Below are 18,126 nucleotides of genomic sequence, written 5' to 3'. Positions count from 1 at the left end.
TGAGGTTTCTTTAAATCTAAATCGTCTTAGAACTTATAGCTATAACCCAAGGTATAGACCATAGGATTAATATCTAAATCAGTCAGCTTAGTTCCATTAATTTTAACTTCTGGGCTTAATTGTGCGTAACGCGCGTCAAAGAAAACACCCCAGTTCTTTGCATCAGCAGGTTTAAAATTAAAACCAACTTGACCTGCAAAACCAAAGTCTTCTTTGACTGATAAATCTTTCCCAGTCAATCCACCTGTTGTTTGTTCATCCCAAGCAAGAAATGCTGAGCCACCAACACCGATATAAGGTGTAAAACCTGTTGAATTCTTCAAATTATATTTGAATGTTATTGTTGGTGGTAAATGCTTAATTCTCGCTACTTTCTCACCATCTAGCAAAACATCATGTGCAATAGGTGTTGCAAGTAATAGCTCTGCTGAAAATGGCGTATCACCAAAGAAATATTCTACTGAAGGTGTAAAAGCAAACTCATTGTCACCTTTTAAAGTACCTACACCCGCAATTTTTGTTTCATCTGTTGGCGCAATAACACTACCACCGACCTTAACCTGAAAACCACCTGCAAACGCAGTTGATGATAACCCCAATAATGCAACGACTAATACATTTTTTAGCATTTAAACAACCTCTTTTAAAAAATTATGTTCTTGTTCAACATAATAAACACGTGTTTTTATATTATGCAATACATATTAATTCCAACCTTTTTAATTGATTTTGTAATATATTGAATAATAAAAAAATATATTTGTTACAATATGTAATAAAAAATAATTCAGACCAATTTAATCAACTTAAACCATTATAAAACCTAGTATTTTTATCAAGATTTATTATTTAAAATTTAGCTGAAGTTTTAAAAAAAATAAAATTAAGATTAATTTAAAAATTAAATTACATATAAATTTCCATTTAGAATATATTATAAAATTAGATTAAAAAACAGACAAAAAATGTCACTTCTTGATATTTTTTATACTTAATAAAAAAGGCTCATATTGAGCCTTTTTTATTATAAAACCATTGCTGCGATCCAGCCAAAAATAAGTAGCGGGATATTAAAATGTATAAATGTTGGCACTACAGTATCCCAAATGTGATCATGTTGACCATCTACACCTAGTCCTGCTGTAGGTCCTAATGTTGAATCTGAGGCAGGCGAACCTGCATCACCTAATGCAGCAGCAGTACCAATCAATGCAATTGTTGCTAAAGGTGAGAATCCAAATTGTACGCAGAGTGGCACATAAATCACTGCCAGCACAGGCACACTTGAGAAAGATGAACCAATACCGATCGTGACAAACAAGCCAATAAATAGCATCAAGAACGCAGCTAAAGCATGATTATCACCAATGATATGTACAACGCCATTCACTAGATGAGCAATGTCGCCCGTATGCGTCATGACTGAAGCAAAACCTGCCGCAGAAATCATGATAAAACCAACTAAGGCCATCATTCGCATCCCTTGCACAAACACATCATCGGCTTCTTGCCATTTAAAGATGCCAGAAGCGGATAACACAGCAAAACCAACAAGGCCACCTAAAATCATCGAACCTGAATACAACTGTGCGACTAAGGTTAAACCGATTGCAAGTAAAGCCATGAGCATGGTTTTTTTGGAAATATAAGGTACATTTTCAGCTTCATGCTTCAACTCTTCAGCATCCACCTTGAGATCATATTCAGCTTGTGTTGTTGCTCGTAGTGGTTTATCCAAATCAATGCTTGTAACAGGTGAAATTGATCGATCAACATATTCACGGGGTTTACGATAACTAATAAACACAGCGACTAAAGTACCTAAAACCATACCCAAAACAGGTATCGCCATGCCTATAGGCATCATGCTACGTTCTACATGCAAGCCATATGCAGCCCCAATTTTATTAATATTCCCCATCAGAATTTGTTCAAGGAAAATGGCACCAAAGCCCACAGGTAAGAATATATATGTTCCAACTAAACCCAACGTCAGTACACATGCTGCCGCACGTCGATCAAGCTTGAGGTGATTCATCACTTTTAACAATGGCGGAACCAATACAGGAATAAAAGCAATATGAACTGGGATTAGATTTTGAGAGAAAATTGCAGCGATGAGTAAAATCGTTAATAAAAGATATTTCACTTTTTTTTCTTGATTTTTACTGGCTTCCATTCCTAATAAACCAATCAGTTTATGTGCAAGTAAATCTGGTAAACCAGATTTAGATAATGCTAAGGCAAAAGCACCTAGAACAGCATAAGCCAAAGCAACTTCAGCACCATCTCCCAGTCCTGCATTAAAAGCTTCTACAGTTTGAGAAAGGCTCAGTCCAGCAACCAAACCACCAATAATGGCTGATATGACCAAAGTGAGAACAACAGAAACGCGTGCCAGTGACAAAATAAACATCACGGCAATCGCAATTACGACAGCATTCATGGACAAAATTTAGGAGCAAAAAGAAAGGCGACATTCTAGCAGATTCATTGTATAGAAGCTGAAAATGTCGCCAAATTGCAATCTGTTTTAAGTGATTTTTATTTTGATTAATCCGCTAAACTCTTAAACAGTCTGGCGTTTTACAAAATGACGGATTAGTTCAGCAATTTTGGTTGGCTGACTTAGAACTGCCCAGTGATTGGCATCAAGTTCAACATATTCAAAGTTTTCAACCCATTTTGGCATTGATTCCGTAATGTACTCAGGGCTAACAAATGCATCGCGTTTTAATACAATCGCCTGTACAGGACATTGAGCATAGCGTTGGCGTGGTTGAGTCAGTGAAGGAATAAAGTTAGCACGATACAGATTAATACCGTATTTACCATCTGACACAATATTTGCATTTAATGGCAAGTTTTGTTTTTTCTCTAAGCCACTTAAAATCTTACCCCACTTTTCTGGACTAAAGAAAGTCCATACGGTTGGAGCAACTAATGGCAAATGAAAAGCACCAATATACCAAGATTTAGTCAGCATTTTCAGTACATTACTTGGTGCAGATTTAAACTTTTCACGCAAATATAAAGAAGCATGATCCAAGCAAGGGCCTGAGATTGTTGTATAAGATAGTAAACGGCCTTTTAACTTAGGTTCAGTTGCTGATTCCCAAGACTGTAAAGAACCCCAGTCATGCGCTGCCATATGGAAATTGCGGTTTGGTAACACTTGATCAACGACTTCTTGTAGATCCAAAGATAAACGCGGTAATCGATAGTCTTTAATACGCTTTGGAATTGATGACAAACCTGCACCACGTACATCGTAAGTAACGACATAATAGTCATCAACCAATTGCTCGATAATCGGTTCCCATACTTCTTGATTATCGGGATAACCATGTACTAACACCAATGGTGTTTTCTTTTCATCACCCCATGTTTTGACACAGAGGCTTTGTTGGTCAGAAGTGGTTACTGTTTTTACTTGTGCTTGCATAATTCTTTCCCATTTTGTTTTCTATCGGCTTGGTTATAAAACAACCATTGCCAGCGATGCACTAAAAATGATACTTATGGAGTATGAATAGAGTTGCAAGAAAAAAAATTGACCATGAAAGACTTTTTCAAAAAAATTCGAACCATTCCAGCGATTTCTAAATTTATGCTGAATCACTATTCCCCTTATCGTGGGGCAGGCATTGCAATCGAAACATTTGATCTTGATCGTTACTTCATTCGTGTCAAAATGCCGCTGACTAGAAAAAATCGTAATATTGTCGGGACACATTTTGGGGGCAGTTTATATTCAATGGTTGATCCCTTTTATATGCTGATTCTCATGCATCATTTAGGGCATAAATATATTGTTTGGGACAAAAGTGCTTCTATTAATTTCCTGTCACCTGGTCGTAGTGAGGTCGTTGCCGACATTAAACTGAGTAAAAATGAAATTGATGAAATCAAACGATTGGCAGAAAATTATGAACCTATTTTACGTCATTACACGCTAAATATTTTAGATGATGCAGGAACACGAATTGCAGAGGTTGAAAAAATTTTATATATACGTCGGAAGAAGCCCAAAGCAAGTTCTTCAAGATAAACATAAATATAAAATGCCTGCAAACAATAGCAGGCATTTACTAAAATTTTAGTTCATACTACTTTTTCTTTTCTTGGATTGCAGCTCCTGCGCCACCACCGATTGCACCACCAATCGCTGCACCAGTATCACCACCAAAAATAGACTTACCAATCACAGAGCCAATACCTGCGCCAATTGCACTACTTGTGGTTGAATTACTACTACCACCCTTGGCATTTGCACCTACACCAGCACCTGCTGCTGCACCTACACCCGCTCCTAAGCCGCCACCTACATGATTACCTACACCACCACCAACTGCACCACCCAATGCTGCTGCACCAATACGCTGATCAGATGCGCTCATGTTTTGGCAGCCTGTAAACATCAAAGTAGATAATACTAATGTTGAAATTAAACCAATTGTTTTTTTCATGTCCAAAACTCCTCAATTTTATAGTCTAAGCATAATCTGATTTTTGTTAGAAAATAATCAGATTATGTAATTGCTCTAAGTGCATTCTTTTCTTTTTGTAATAAAATAAACTAAATGGAAGAATATTTGATCAACACAGTACTACACTGTTGATCGAATTATGTTATTAAAAATGAAGTCAAAGTTCCAATCTAACCAGCATGAAAACAAAATGTTTGGCTCAATGTAAAAATACAATTTAACAGGGGCGAAAAAATGACAAGATTTATGCTATCCATGTTGATCTTGATGAGTTTGAATTCAGCAACTCAGGCAAATTTTTTCAAGTTCCAAACATTAGCGAAAGTAGAATCACTTAAAAATATTGCTTATGGTAATGATTCCCAACAAATAATGGATATCTATTTCCCATCATCTAAACCACACACCGATAATAATCTAGCTCCAATCATCGTTATGGTACATGGTGGTGCTTGGAGTATAGGTGATAAAAATAATGCTGCTGTAGTAAAAAATAAAGTCGATTATTGGGGTAAACGAGGGTGGCTTTTGATCTCCGTTAATTACAGATTAGTTCCAAATGCAACCGTACAGCAACAGACTCAAGATATATCAAACGCTTTACTTTATATTCAAAAACATGCAAATGATTGGCAGGCAAACTCAAAACGGCTTATTTTGTTAGGGCATTCTGCTGGTGCACATTTAGTCAGCTTAGTTACAGTACGACCCTCGTGGTTAACTCCACAACCACAACCTTGGCGAGCAACCATTGCCTTAGATAGCGCTGCTTACGATATCGAAAAAATAATGCAAAATCGGCATGCTCGATTTTATGATCGAGCCTTTGGTCAACAACCTGAAAACTGGAAAGCCCTATCTCCAATTTTACAACTTCATCAAAGTTTACCTTCATTTCTAGCTGTCTGCTCAACCACTCGCCCTGATCAACCCTGTATACAAGCTCAACAATTTATTCAGCAAGCACAAAAACTTGGGACATCCGCACAATTATTATCACTCCCACTTTCACATCGTGAAATAAATAGATCTTTGGGAGAAGATAATGCATATACTCAACAAGTGAATCAATTTATACAATCACACTAATCTATATCTATGAAAACTTAGTTTAGTTTTCTAAATACAATCATTTTGCTATTTTCAAACATAAAAAAGGCACCCAAAGGTGCCTTTTTTAATTTGTTAAGACTTAGAACTGGTCTGAGTTCAATGCTTGACTAAATGCTTGGTCAACTTCACTGAAATCGTTATGAAGTTCAAATTCAGCAGCTTCTGCCTCTTGACGACGACGCTCTAAGTGATATGCAAGACCTGTACCCGCTGGGATCAAGCGACCCACAACAACGTTTTCTTTCAAACCACGTAAATCATCTTCTTTACCTGTTACAGCAGCTTCAGTTAACACGCGTGTTGTTTCCTGGAACGATGCAGCAGAAATGAATGAGTCAGTAGAAAGCGACGCTTTGGTGATACCCATCAATTGACGTTCAAACTTCGCTGGGAACTTGTTCTGAGCCAAGACAGCTTGGTTCTCTTGAACAACGCGGATGTAATCCACTTGCTCGCCTTTGATGAAGCTTGTATCACCGCCATCAGTGATATCAACTTTACGCAACATTTGACGTACAACAACTTCAATGTGCTTATCGTTGATTTTTACACCTTGGAGACGGTAAACGTCTTGAACTTCGTTCACGATGTAGTTGGTTAATGCAACTTCACCTTTCAAACGCAAGATGTCATGTGGGTTTTGTGGACCATCAGAAATGGTTTCACCACGGTTCACATGCTCACCTTCGAACACGTTAATGGTACGCCATTTTGGAATCAATTCTTCGTAGATCTCAGAACCATCATCAGGGCTAATCACTAAACGGTTCTTACCTTTAGTCTCTTTACCAAAGCTTACAACACCTGATACTTCTGCAAGAATCGCGTGTTCTTTCGGTTTACGTGCTTCAAATAAGTCAGCTACGCGTGGAAGACCACCGGTAATATCACGGGTACGTGAAGTTTCTTGTGGTACACGACCAAGTACATCACCCACACCAATCGTTGCGCCATCACGAACGGTTACGATCGTATTTTGTGGTAAGAAGTAGAATTGTTCGCCACCATCTGTTGTATCCAACACAATTGCAGGACGTAAATCTTTACCAGAAGCAGGACGAGCTGTTACAGGCAAGATTTCAACAGTGGTCATACCAGTTGCATCATCAGTTTTAGATGTTGCAGTTACGCCATCAGCGATCTGGCTGAAACGTGCTTTACCAGCAACTTCTGTTACCAATGGATGTGTATGTGGATCCCAAGTCGCTACGATACCGCCCGCTTCTACAGCTTCGCCATCTTTCAACAAGATGCTTGCACCGTAAGGAAGTTTATAGCGCTCACGCTCACGACCTAAATCATCCGCAATACCAATTTCACCTGAACGTGAAACTGACACTAAGTGACCTTTGGCATGTTGTACAGTTTTCACGTTGTGGAAACGTACAGTACCTTTGTTACGTACTTGAACACTGTTTGCAGCAGACGTTCGGCTTGCAGCACCACCCACGTGGAAGGTACGCATCGTTAACTGTGTACCAGGCTCACCAATTGATTGTGCAGCCATTACACCCACTGATTCACCTGGGTTCACCAAGTGACCACGTGCAAGGTCACGACCATAACAACGCGCACATACACCGAATGTTGATTCACATGCGATAACTGAACGTACTTTCACTTCATCGACACCCGCTTCTTCAAGCTGAGCAGCAATTTTCTCGTCAATTAACGTACCACGTGGAAGTACAACTTCATCATCAGATGCACGACGTACATCTTCAGCAGTTACACGACCTAATACGCGATCGCGTAATGGTTCAATAACGTCACCACCTTGAATGAATGGTGTCATCACTAGGCCACCCGCTGTACCACAGTCAGACTCAGTAATTACTAAATCTTGTGCTACGTCTACAAGACGACGTGTCAAGTAACCCGAGTTCGCAGTTTTCAATGCGGTATCGGCCAAACCTTTACGCGCACCGTGTGTCGAGATGAAGTACTGAAGTACCGTCAAACCTTCACGGAAGTTCGCTTTAATTGGGGTCTCAATGATCGAGCCATCCGGCTTCGCCATCAAACCACGCATACCCGCAAGCTGACGAATCTGCGCCGCACTACCACGGGCACCCGAGTCAGACATCATGTAAATCGAGTTGAATGATTTCTGTTTCTCGTCTTCACCTTGTTTGTTTTTCACAAGTGTATAAGACAAGTTATCCATCATCGCTTTCGCTACTTGGTCGTTTGTACGCGCCCAGATATCGACAACTTTGTTATAACGCTCACCCGCAGTTACGAAACCTTGCTCAAACTGTTGTTCGATTTCACGAACTTCTGTTTCAGCTTTATCGATAATCGTATGCTTGGTTGGTGGAATTAACATATCTTCCATACCAACAGATACACCTGAACGCGTCGCTTGACGGAAGCCCAAATACATCAATTGGTCAGCGAAGATAACTGTATCTTTCAAACCAAGTTTACGGTAGCAAGAGTTGATTAACTTCGAGATGTTTTTCTTGGTCATCTCAAGGTTGATCGATTCAAAGCTTAAACCTTGTGGAACAACTTCCCATAACAAGCAACGACCAGGTGTTGTGTCAACAATGATAGTTTGCTTTTCACGGTTACCGTTTTCATCGATAACAGTTTGGTGTACACGTACTTTTACGCGTGCATGGATCGCAACTTTACCCGTCGCTAACGCACGGTTAACTTCATGCGTATCCGCAAACACCATGCCTTCACCTTTGGCATTTACCGCATCACGAGTGATGTAGTAAAGACCCAAGACCACGTCCTGAGAAGGAACGATGATCGGCTCACCGTTTGCAGGTGACAAGATGTTGTTGGTCGACATCATCAACGCACGTGCTTCTAACTGTGCTTCCAATGTCAATGGAACGTGTACCGCCATTTGGTCACCATCGAAGTCGGCGTTAAACGCAGCACATACGAGTGGGTGAAGACGGATTGCCTTACCTTCGATCAGAATAGGTTCAAATGCTTGAAGACCTAGACGGTGAAGTGTTGGCGCACGGTTCAACATGACTGGATGTTGACGAATTACAGAAGCAAGAACGTCCCAAACTTCCGGCGTCTCGCGCTCAACCATTTTCTTCGCAGCTTTAATGGTTGTTGCTTGGCCAGATGCTTGTAGTTTCGCGAAAATAAATGGCTTGAAGAGTTCAAGTGCCATCTTCTTCGGAAGACCACATTGGTGAAGACGTAAAGTAGGACCAACGGTAATCACCGAACGACCTGAATAGTCAACACGCTTACCAAGTAAGTTTTGACGGAAACGACCTTGTTTACCTTTGATCATATCTGCCAAAGATTTCAACGGACGTTTGTTCGAACCTGTAATTGCACGACCACGACGACCGTTATCAAGCAACGCATCAACAGACTCTTGTAACATACGTTTTTCGTTACGTACGATGATATCTGGTGCAGCAAGGTCAAGAAGACGCTTCAAACGGTTGTTACGGTTGATCACACGACGATATAAATCGTTCAAGTCTGAAGTCGCGAAACGACCACCTTCAAGTGGTACAAGCGGACGTAAGTCTGGTGGAAGTACTGGCAGTACATTCATCACCATCCATTCAGGCTTGTTGTTCGAATCTTTGAAAGCTTCCATCAACTTCAAACGCTTAGACGCTTTTTTAAGTTTCGTCTCAGAGGTTGTTTGTGGAATTTCTTCACGTAAACGTGCAATCTCAGCTTCAAGATCGATATCTTTTAATAAATCCTGAACTGCTTCTGCACCCATTTTCGCAGTGAATTCATCACCGTGTTCTTCAAGTGCATTGTAGTATTCTTCGTCTGTTAAAAGTTGATACTTTTCAAACGGAGTCATACCAGGATCAGTAACAACATAAGATTCGAAATACAATACACGTTCGATATCACGTAATGTCATATCAAGCAGTAAACCGATACGGCTCGGTAATGATTTCAAGAACCAGATGTGTGCAACTGGAGAAGCAAGATCAATATGACCCATACGTTCACGACGAACTTTAGCAGTCGTTACTTCAACGCCACATTTTTCACAAATGACGCCTTTATATTTCATACGCTTGTATTTACCACACAAGCATTCATAATCTTTTACTGGACCAAAGATTTTGGCACAGAACAAACCATCACGTTCAGGTTTAAAAGTACGGTAGTTAATGGTTTCAGGCTTTTTAACTTCACCGTGAGACCATGACTTAATCATCTCTGGTGACGCAAGACCAATACGGATACGGTCAAATTCAACAGGTGCATGACCTTCTGAATCCGTTTTCTTACGCATGATATCGAGCAAGTCTTTCAATTTTTTTCTCCGTGTGTCGGGGAGCTACGCTCTTCCGACTGGGTCACAAATATTGTTTTTACTGAAATTTGGGAATCTCGAATCCCCCTAAAGCCTCCTTTATAAAGGGAGCCTTTCTTCCCTCTTTCTTAAAGAGGGATTGGGGGAGATTTTTTAGTCACCATTTTTCAGTTCAATGTTGATACCTAAAGAACGGATCTCTTTGGTCAATACGTTGAACGATTCAGGCATACCCGGATCCATATAATGGTTTCCATCTACAATATTCTTATAGATGCGTGTACGACCTTCGACGTCATCCGACTTCACTGTAAGCATTTCTTGGAGTGTATATGCAGCACCATATGCTTCAAGTGCCCATACTTCCATCTCACCGAAACGCTGACCACCGAATTGTGCTTTACCACCAAGCGGTTGTTGAGTCACAAGTGAGTAAGAACCTGTTGAACGCGCATGCATCTTGTCATCAACTAAGTGGTTCAATTTGAGCATGTACATGTAACCTACAGTTACAGGACGGTCAAACTGTTCACCTGTACGACCATCAAACAATACTGTTTGACCTGTACGAGAAATGTCTGCCAACTCAAGTAAGTCTTTGATCTGGCTTTCTTCAGCACCATCAAATACAGGAGTCGCTAATGGAACACCAGCACGCAAGTTACCTGAAAGCGCCAAGATTTCTGCGTCAGTCAAGCTATCAAGCTCTTCCTGCTCACCACCGACCTTGTTATAAATCTTGTCTAAGAATTCACGCAGTTCAATCACTGTACGTTGTTCTTTCAACATTTTTTCGATCTTATCGCCAAGACCTTTCGCCGCCATACCCAAGTGAGTCTCAAGAATCTGACCCACGTTCATACGTGACGGTACACCTAGTGGGTTCAATACGATGTCGACTGGTACACCATTCGCATCATGTGGCATGTCTTCAACTGGCAAGATGTTTGATACAACACCCTTGTTACCGTGACGACCCGCCATCTTATCACCAGGCTGGATACGACGTTTAACTGCAAGGTAAACCTTAACAACTTTCAATACGCCAGTTGTTAACTCATCACCTGTAGAAAGTTTACGCTTCTTCTCAGCAAACTTCTCGTCAATCTCGTAACTCTTCTCTTTCAAGAACACTTGAATTTGAGTTAAACGCTCAGCAATTGCTTCATCATTTGGCTGAATTTCAAGTAAATCAACCAGCTCTAAACCAGACAATACGTCTTCAGAAAGTTTGTCACCGCGTTTAGTTGAACCACCACCGTTAGATTCTTGACCTTTCAACAAACGAACAATACGTTCACGTGCTGCTTCTTCGAAGATTTTGTATTCTTCTTTCAAGTCTTTACGGTATGCGTCAAGCTGAGCTTTCTCAATTGCTTGAGCACGTTCATCTTTTTCTAAACCATCACGTGTGAAGACTTGCACGTCAATCACTGTACCTTTGGTACCAGACGGAACACGTAAAGACGAGTCTTTTACGTCAGCCGCTTTTTCACCAAAGATTGCGCGAAGTAATTTTTCTTCAGGTGTTAACTGAGTTTCACCTTTAGGTGTTACCTTACCAACAAGGATGTCACCTGCAGTCACTTCAGCACCGATATAAACAATACCTGACTCATCCAATTTAGACAGTGCAGCTTCACCAACGTTAGGAATATCGGCAGTAATTTCTTCTGCACCTAACTTAGTATCACGTGCTACACATGACAATTCTTGAATGTGAATCGAGGTTAAACGGTCTTCTTGAAGAACACGCTCAGAAAGTAAGATCGAGTCTTCATAGTTATAACCGTTCCATGTCATGAACGCGACACGCATGTTTTGACCTAGCGCAAGTTCACCCATGTCAGTCGATGGACCGTCAGCCAAGATATCACCACGAGCAACTTTGTCGCCCAAGTTCACGATGACATTTTGGTTAATACATGTATTTTGGTTTGAACGTGTATATTTGATCAGGTTATAAATATCTACGCCTGCTTCACCCGCAATCATTTCATCTTCGTTGACACGAATAACGATACGAGAGGCATCTACATATTCAATCGCACCACCACGGTCTGCAATCACACATACACCTGAGTCACGTGCTACGTTTGCTTCCATACCTGTACCAACAAGCGGCTTGTCAGCACGCAAGGTAGGAACAGCCTGACGTTGCATGTTTGAACCCATCAATGCACGGTTCGCATCATCGTGTTCAAGGAATGGAATCAATGACGCTGCCACAGATACAACCTGTTGCGCAGAAACGTCCATATGCGTTACACGCTCAGGCGACATACGAACGAAGTCACCTTGATGACGTACAGAAACCATTTCTTCAGTTAACGTACCATCTTTATCCACTGCAGAATCGGCCTGCGCAATGACAGTACCTACTTCTTCAATTGCAGATAAGTATTCAACTTCATCAGTCACACGACCATCAACAACTTTGCGGTATGGTGTTTCCAAGAAACCAAAGTCATTCGCTTTTGCATAGACAGAAAGCGAGTTGATCAAACCAATGTTTGGACCTTCAGGCGTTTCAATTGGACAAACACGACCGTAGTGAGTTTGATGTACGTCACGTACTTCGAAACCCGCACGTTCACGTGTCAAACCACCAGGACCAAGCGCAGATACACGACGTTTGTGTGTAATCTCAGACAATGGATTGTTTTGGTCCATGAACTGAGACAATTGGCTTGAACCAAAGAATTCTTTGATTGCAGCAGCAACTGGTTTTGCGTTGATTAAATCTTGTGGAGACAAGTTATCTGTTTCTGCTTGGCTTAAACGCTCTTTAACAGCACGTTCAACACGCACTAAACCAACACGGAATTGGTTTTCTGTCATTTCACCCACAGAACGTACACGACGGTTACCCAAGTGATCGATATCGTCGACTTCACCTTTACCGTTACGAATTTCTACTAATGTACGTAATACATCAATAATATCGTCGTGTGACAGAATACCTTCAACTTCACGTGACTTCTGGTCTGTACCCACTTCGTAAGGACGACCCAAACGACGGTTGAACTTCATACGACCTACTGGAGAAAGGTCATAACGCTCAGAAGAGAAGAATAAGTTGTTGAATAAGTTTTCAGCAGCTTCTTTCGTTGGTGGTTCACCTGGACGCATTACTTTATAGATTTCAACAAGTGCTTCTTCACGACCTGTTGTTGTATCCGCACGCAATGTATCTGCAACGAAAGGACCACGATCGATGTCGTTCGTAAACAGGATGTTAAACTGTTTAACACCACCTTCAGCGATCTTCACCATGATGTCATGGCTAAGAACGGTATTCGCAGGAATCACATCACCACTTTTCAGTGTGATATCTTCAGCTGTAATACGCTCATATAAATATTCATCAGGTACAGAAAGCTTGGCTAAGTTCGCAGCTTCCATTTGACGTACGTGACGTGCATTAATACGTTTACCTTGTTCAACGATCGCTTTACCATCATTGTCTAAGATATCAAATTGTGCCATTTCACCACGTAAGCGATCTGGAACAAGATCAATTTGATAGCTACCCATATCAAGATATACAGGTACTTTTTCGTAGAACAAATTCAAGATTTGTTCATTGCTGTAATTCAAGGCACGTAGAATCACCGTTGCAAGCAGCTTACGACGACGGTCAATACGTACGAATACTAAATCTTTAGCATCAAATTCAAAATCTAACCATGAACCACGGTAAGGAATAATACGTGCTGAATACAACACTTTACCACTTGAGTGGGTTTTACCCTTGTCATGGTCAAAGAATACACCTGGTGAACGGTGTAATTGAGATACGATGACACGCTCAGTACCGTTGATAACGAAAGTACCGTTATCGGTCATGAGTGGCATTTCACCCATGTAAACTTCTTGTTCACGAACGTCTTTAATTGATTTCGTTTCACGATCTTTAATGATCAAACGAATTTTTACGCGCATTGGTGCTGCATAAGTTGAACCACGTAAAATACATTCACGTACGTCAAACTCAGGCTTACCAAGACTATACTCAACAAATTCTAAAGCAGCATTGCCAGAATAACTTTCAATAGGAAAAACTGAACGAAATGCGGCTTGGAGACCGATATCTTCGCGATTTTTTGGAGTTTTACCGCCTTGTAAGAATGTACGGTACGAATCGACCTGAATCGACAGTAAGTACGGTGCTTCCATTACGTGGGGCAATTTACCAAAATTCTTACGGATCCGTTTCTTTTCGGTATATGAGTATGCCATCTGGAGTCCTCGGAAAGTAAACTAAACCCGCCTGCAGAACGGGTCTAGAAGGAATTACGCAGGCCGATATGGCCACCACTGTTTACAAATGCTGCAATTTTTAGTGGTATTAAAACGCTTAACAATATTTTTATAAGCAAAAAAATATTGGTAAGCGTTTGATTTCATGAATTTTGTTTAAATAATACGCACAATAAACGTAAAACTATCAAAAAACGAGCCGATTATTGTAACGCAAAAAGGCTGATGACCCAAGAGCCATCAGCCATTTTTTGGAGCCGATTTTGAAAAAATCGACTCCCTACAGCATTACTTAAGTGTAACTGTAGCACCAGCTTCTTCAAGCTTCTTCTTAAGTTCTTCGCCTTCTTCTTTAGAAACGCCTTCTTTAAGAACTGCAGGAGCGCCTTCAACAAGATCTTTAGCTTCTTTAAGACCAAGGCCAGTAGCTTCACGAACTGCTTTAATTACAGCAACTTTGTTAGCACCGAAAGAAGTCAACTCAACGTTGAATTCAGTTTGTTCTTCAACCGCAGCAGCAGCAGGACCAGCAGCTACAGCTACAGCAGCAGCAGATACGTTAAAACGCTCTTCAAATGCTTTGATTAAGTCAACAAGTTCGATAACTTTTAATTCAGCAACTGCGTCTAAGATTTGTTCGTTTGTTAAAGCCATGAGAATAACTCCAAATGGATATTGAATGGTGTGAAAGTAGATTTAAGCTTAAGCAGCTTCTGACTCGTTTTTCTCTTGGAGCGCTGTAAGTAAGCGACCCAATTTCGAAATAGGAGCTTGAAGAACAGAGGCAAGCATAGTAAGCGCTTTTTCGTGGTTCGGAAGGTTTGCAATAATACTAACTTCTTCACCTTGATAAAGTTTGCCGTCAAATGCAGCAGCTTTTAATTCAAATGCTTTGTTAGTTTTAGCAAATTCTTCGAACAAGCGTGCAGCTGCACCCATATCGTCTTCAGAAGTTGAGAATGCTAAGATTGTTGGACCAACAAGATTGTCATTCAAGATAGAGAATTGCGTATCTTGAAGAGCACGTTTAGCTAAAGTATTACGTACAACACGTGTAGCAACACCTAGTTTACGAGCTTCAACACGAAGAGCAGTTAATTGCTCAACCGTTAAACCTTGGTAGTCAGCAACAACGGCAGCGAACGCTGTAGAAGCAACTTCAGTTACTTCAGCAACGATCTGTTTTTTGTCTTCGATAAGAAGAGCCATTGTAAAACCTCCTAACGGTGATTTATGTACCTACATAGGTACACTCCCAATTCGTAAGTCTTTCGACTTACACGCGGAGGAGCAACAAATCACACCACCGCGTCTACTCAGACTGGTATTTTAAGAAGCAAATCCTAAAACCTGCCTCGCCTGAGGTCTTTGACGCTGATAAACCTTCATTTATCAATTCAAAGTTTGCTTAGATTTTTCCAATGAAAAAATCTAAGGCTTCAAAATTCTTTCTAATTACTTAGAAACGTTGTTTACGTCAACGATCAAACCAGGACCCATAGTTGAGCTCAAAGTGATCTTCTTAACGTATACACCTTTAGAAGTTGCAGGTTTTAAACGTTTTAAATCTGCAATTAAAGTTTCAACGTTTTGACGCACAGCTTCTTCGCTAAAGCCAAGTTGACCGATTGCAGCATGGATGATACCACCCTTGTCTACACGGTAACGTGCCTGACCAGATTTCGCATTTTTAACTGCATTAGCAACATCTGGAGTCACTGTACCCACTTTAGGGTTTGGCATTAAGCCACGTGGACCAAGAATTGTACCTAACTTACCAACAACGCGCATTGCATCAGGAGCAGCAATAACTACGTCGAAATCAAGATTTCCACCTTGAATGCTTTCAGCAAGGTCATCAAATCCAACAACATCTGCACCAGCTTCTTTTGCAGCTTCAGCAGCAGCACCTTGCGCAAATACTGCTACACGTACAGTTTTACCTGTACCTGCAGGTAAAGTCGTCGCACCACGAACAACCTGATCAGATTTACGTGGATCAACACCAAGGTTTACAGAGATGTCTAATGATTCTTTGAACTTCGCAGCTGGAAGGCTGTTAAGAACTTGTACTGCTTCTTCCAAAGTATAAACTTTGTTTGCTTCTACAGCAGCAGCAATGGCTTTTTGACGTTTAGTTAACTTTGCCATGTCTTATAGCTCCACTTCCAAGCCCATAGAACGTGCAGAACCAGCGATGGTACGCACACGAGCGTCTAAATCAGCACCAGTTAAGTCTGGTTCTTTAGTAGTCGCGATTTCTTCTAATTGAGCACGAGTCAACTTACCAACTTTAGTTTTGTTAGGTACAGAAGAACCCTTTTGAATACCAGCAGCTTTCTTAAGAAGAATAGATGCAGGTGGAGTTTTCATGATGAATGTGAACGACTTATCGTTGTACACAGTGATCACGACAGGAATTGGCAAACCAACTTCAAGTTTTTGTGTAGCAGCATTGAATTCTTTACAGAATGCCATGATGTTTACACCACGTTGACCTAAAGCAGGACCAATTGGTGGAGATGGATTTGCTTTACCAGCTGGAACTTGCAGCTTGATATAGCCGTCAATCTTCTTAGCCATTGAAAATTACCTCTGGGTACAGACGCCGTCAGGCTCCCCAAAAAATTAAACAACACCGAAGTGTTAGAACAACAATGCCCGATCAAATCGGGCGCTTACCAACCAACTCAAATTAAATCGTTTTTTCGACTTGTCGAAACTCGAGTTCAACTTGCGTTGGTCGATTAAATACATTAATCGTCAACGTTAAACGTGACTTTTCGTATTGTACTTCCTCCACGACCCCTTTAAAGTCAGTGAACGGACCATCAACTACGAGTAATTCTTCACCAGGCTCAAACATTGTCTTAGGACGAGGTGCTTCACCTGTATTACGTACACGCGCAAGAATTGCATCAGCTTCACGTTGAGAAATTGGCGCTGGTTTTTCTGGTGTACCACCAATAAAACCTAGAACCTTTGGACACTCTTTAACGATGTGCCAAGTATCATCATTCATTTCCATTTCGACTAATACATAGCCAGGAAAGAATTTACGCTCAGACTTACGCTTCTTACCATCCTTCATTTCCACTACTTCTTCAGTAGGAACAAGGACTTCACCAAAACTATCAGCAACAGTGCTGCGCTGGATTCGGTCATTAAGTGAACGCATCACTTGTTTTTCAAAACCTGAATAGGCATGAATAATATACCAACGTTTCATCGCACTCTTACCCGATAATTAACTTAATAAACCAACCTAACCCGTAATCGAAACACCATAAAACCAATGATGCAACAACCACAACCAAAAGCACTTGCCACGATGTCGTGATCGTCTCTTGTTTTGTTGGCCAGGTCACTCGACGCAGTTCAATTCGCGCATCTTGCAACAAACGCACAAAGCCTTTGCCTTGATGGGTGGCGTATAATAAACCTAAAGCGACAACGACACAAGCCAAAATTACCCCAACGCGCACCCAAATATCATTTGCAGGTGCCCAATAGGCTGGTAAATGTTGATTTACCAATGCTGAACCAACTAACAAAACAATTGCAATTAACCACAAGACAATATCAAGTGGAGAACTTGCATTTATAACTTCTGCAGCATTATTTCTTTGAGGGATTGGCGCGTCGCTTAATGCGTCACGCGATTTATCATTCGACATTTTTTTACTCGTCGTAGAATTCGCGAATTATTATATGACAACTTAGCCAGAATTAAGCTTTTTTATTTAAAAAAAGTGGCAGGCCAGGAGGGACTCGAACCCCCAACATTCGGTTTTGGAGACCGACGCTCTACCAATTGAACTACTAGCCTATTAAGCAAATCGAAAGCCGAAGCTTCCGATTTGAATGTAATACAATATTGGACTTATGCAGTTACTTTAGCAACAACACCAGCACCTACAGTACGACCACCTTCACGGATCGCAAAACGTAGACCTGGGTCCATTGCGATCGGGTGGATTAACTCTA

At 40.9% G+C, this 18,126-nt stretch carries 15 protein-coding genes and 1 tRNA gene; 2 read left to right on the top strand and 14 right to left on the bottom strand.

Features of this window, described 5'->3' with window-relative positions; all coding sequences use genetic code 11:
- Positions 1-26: 26 nt before the first annotated feature.
- The 3 genes from IEV17_RS11795 to IEV17_RS11785 form a co-directional block, all read right to left on the bottom strand.
- On the bottom strand, positions 27-629 hold the full coding sequence (locus IEV17_RS11795; protein ID WP_004659332.1) for an OmpW/AlkL family protein: 603 nt from the start codon (positions 627-629) through the stop codon (positions 27-29).
- A gap of 395 nt (positions 630-1,024) precedes the next feature.
- The gene (locus IEV17_RS11790; protein WP_004659334.1) at positions 1,025-2,446 is read right to left on the bottom strand and encodes a Na+/H+ antiporter family protein; all 1,422 of its coding nucleotides are present in this window, start codon (positions 2,444-2,446) and stop codon (positions 1,025-1,027) included.
- Between the two features lie 123 nt (positions 2,447-2,569).
- On the bottom strand, positions 2,570-3,445 hold the full coding sequence (locus IEV17_RS11785; RefSeq protein WP_004659337.1) for an alpha/beta fold hydrolase: 876 nt from the start codon (positions 3,443-3,445) through the stop codon (positions 2,570-2,572).
- A gap of 114 nt (positions 3,446-3,559) precedes the next feature.
- Here IEV17_RS11785 and IEV17_RS11780 point away from each other — a divergent pair, with 114 nt between their 5' ends.
- On the top strand, positions 3,560-4,051 hold the full coding sequence (locus IEV17_RS11780; RefSeq protein ID WP_004659339.1) for a DUF4442 domain-containing protein: 492 nt from the start codon (positions 3,560-3,562) through the stop codon (positions 4,049-4,051).
- A gap of 58 nt (positions 4,052-4,109) precedes the next feature.
- On the opposite strand, the gene IEV17_RS11775 is transcribed toward IEV17_RS11780, so the two are convergent.
- Positions 4,110-4,469 carry a YMGG-like glycine zipper-containing protein gene (locus IEV17_RS11775; protein ID WP_004659341.1) on the bottom strand — a complete coding sequence of 120 codons (360 nt, stop codon included), beginning with the start codon at positions 4,467-4,469 and terminating at the stop codon, positions 4,110-4,112.
- 255 nt (positions 4,470-4,724) lie between these two features.
- Here IEV17_RS11775 and IEV17_RS11770 point away from each other — a divergent pair, with 255 nt between their 5' ends.
- A complete protein-coding gene (locus IEV17_RS11770; RefSeq protein WP_004659343.1) occupies positions 4,725-5,579 on the top strand; it encodes an alpha/beta hydrolase in 855 nt (284 codons plus the stop codon).
- A gap of 103 nt (positions 5,580-5,682) precedes the next feature.
- Here IEV17_RS11770 and rpoC read toward each other — a convergent pair whose 3' ends face one another.
- The 10 genes from rpoC to IEV17_RS11720 form a co-directional block, all read right to left on the bottom strand.
- Positions 5,683-9,876, bottom strand: coding sequence for a DNA-directed RNA polymerase subunit beta' (gene rpoC / locus IEV17_RS11765; protein ID WP_004659346.1), 4,194 nt, complete (start codon positions 9,874-9,876; stop codon positions 5,683-5,685).
- A gap of 153 nt (positions 9,877-10,029) precedes the next feature.
- Positions 10,030-14,118, bottom strand: a complete 4,089-nt coding sequence (gene rpoB / locus IEV17_RS11760; protein ID WP_004659349.1) for a DNA-directed RNA polymerase subunit beta — start codon at positions 14,116-14,118, stop codon at positions 10,030-10,032.
- A 309-nt stretch (positions 14,119-14,427) separates the two neighbouring features.
- Positions 14,428-14,793: a 50S ribosomal protein L7/L12 gene (gene rplL / locus IEV17_RS11755; RefSeq protein WP_004659350.1), complete on the bottom strand. Its 366-nt coding sequence runs from the start codon at positions 14,791-14,793 to the stop codon at positions 14,428-14,430.
- A gap of 48 nt (positions 14,794-14,841) precedes the next feature.
- Positions 14,842-15,348: a 50S ribosomal protein L10 gene (rplJ, locus tag IEV17_RS11750; RefSeq protein WP_004659354.1), complete on the bottom strand. Its 507-nt coding sequence runs from the start codon at positions 15,346-15,348 to the stop codon at positions 14,842-14,844.
- A gap of 246 nt (positions 15,349-15,594) precedes the next feature.
- A complete protein-coding gene (gene rplA / locus IEV17_RS11745) occupies positions 15,595-16,290 on the bottom strand; it encodes a 50S ribosomal protein L1 (RefSeq protein WP_004659356.1) in 696 nt (231 codons plus the stop codon).
- A 3-nt stretch (positions 16,291-16,293) separates the two neighbouring features.
- Positions 16,294-16,722 (bottom strand): 50S ribosomal protein L11, encoded by a 429-nt coding sequence (rplK, locus tag IEV17_RS11740; RefSeq protein WP_004637639.1) that lies wholly within the window; start codon positions 16,720-16,722, stop codon positions 16,294-16,296.
- A 112-nt stretch (positions 16,723-16,834) separates the two neighbouring features.
- Complete coding sequence (nusG, locus tag IEV17_RS11735) at positions 16,835-17,368, bottom strand: transcription termination/antitermination protein NusG (protein ID WP_004659359.1); 534 nt, start codon at positions 17,366-17,368, stop codon at positions 16,835-16,837.
- A gap of 7 nt (positions 17,369-17,375) precedes the next feature.
- The gene (gene secE, locus IEV17_RS11730) at positions 17,376-17,816 is read right to left on the bottom strand and encodes a preprotein translocase subunit SecE (RefSeq protein ID WP_004659360.1); all 441 of its coding nucleotides are present in this window, start codon (positions 17,814-17,816) and stop codon (positions 17,376-17,378) included.
- A gap of 76 nt (positions 17,817-17,892) precedes the next feature.
- Positions 17,893-17,968 (bottom strand) — tRNA-Trp (locus tag IEV17_RS11725).
- Between the two features lie 54 nt (positions 17,969-18,022).
- A partial coding sequence (locus tag IEV17_RS11720) for an EF-Tu C-terminal domain-related protein (RefSeq protein WP_017284604.1) occupies positions 18,023-18,126 on the bottom strand: 104 nt, incomplete at its 5' end.

This window comes from Acinetobacter modestus (assembly GCF_014636095.1).
Classification (GTDB): Bacteria; Pseudomonadota; Gammaproteobacteria; order Pseudomonadales; family Moraxellaceae; genus Acinetobacter; species Acinetobacter modestus.
The sequence above is the reverse complement of the archived record's forward strand: the minus strand, read 5'-3'. Positions and strand labels throughout refer to the sequence as shown.

Bases quoted from the DNA above. Each gene is read 5' to 3' on its own strand.
- IEV17_RS11775 (WP_004659341.1), bottom strand. From the start codon at position 4,469: ATGAAAAAAACAATTGGTTTAATTTCAACATTAGTATTATCTACTTTG.
- nusG (WP_004659359.1), bottom strand. From the start codon at position 17,368: ATGAAACGTTGGTATATTATTCATGCCTATTCAGGTTTTGAAAAACAA.
- rpoB (WP_004659349.1), bottom strand. From the start codon at position 14,118: ATGGCATACTCATATACCGAAAAGAAACGGATCCGTAAGAATTTTGGT.
- rplA (WP_004659356.1), bottom strand. From the start codon at position 16,290: ATGGCAAAGTTAACTAAACGTCAAAAAGCCATTGCTGCTGCTGTAGAA.
- IEV17_RS11790 (WP_004659334.1), bottom strand. From the start codon at position 2,446: ATGAATGCTGTCGTAATTGCGATTGCCGTGATGTTTATTTTGTCACTG.
- rplJ (WP_004659354.1), bottom strand. From the start codon at position 15,348: ATGGCTCTTCTTATCGAAGACAAAAAACAGATCGTTGCTGAAGTAACT.
- rplL (WP_004659350.1), bottom strand. From the start codon at position 14,793: ATGGCTTTAACAAACGAACAAATCTTAGACGCAGTTGCTGAATTAAAA.
- rplK (WP_004637639.1), bottom strand. From the start codon at position 16,722: ATGGCTAAGAAGATTGACGGCTATATCAAGCTGCAAGTTCCAGCTGGT.
- IEV17_RS11770 (WP_004659343.1), top strand. From the start codon at position 4,725: ATGACAAGATTTATGCTATCCATGTTGATCTTGATGAGTTTGAATTCA.
- IEV17_RS11780 (WP_004659339.1), top strand. From the start codon at position 3,560: ATGAAAGACTTTTTCAAAAAAATTCGAACCATTCCAGCGATTTCTAAA.
- secE (WP_004659360.1), bottom strand. From the start codon at position 17,816: ATGTCGAATGATAAATCGCGTGACGCATTAAGCGACGCGCCAATCCCT.
- IEV17_RS11795 (WP_004659332.1), bottom strand. From the start codon at position 629: ATGCTAAAAAATGTATTAGTCGTTGCATTATTGGGGTTATCATCAACT.
- IEV17_RS11785 (WP_004659337.1), bottom strand. From the start codon at position 3,445: ATGCAAGCACAAGTAAAAACAGTAACCACTTCTGACCAACAAAGCCTC.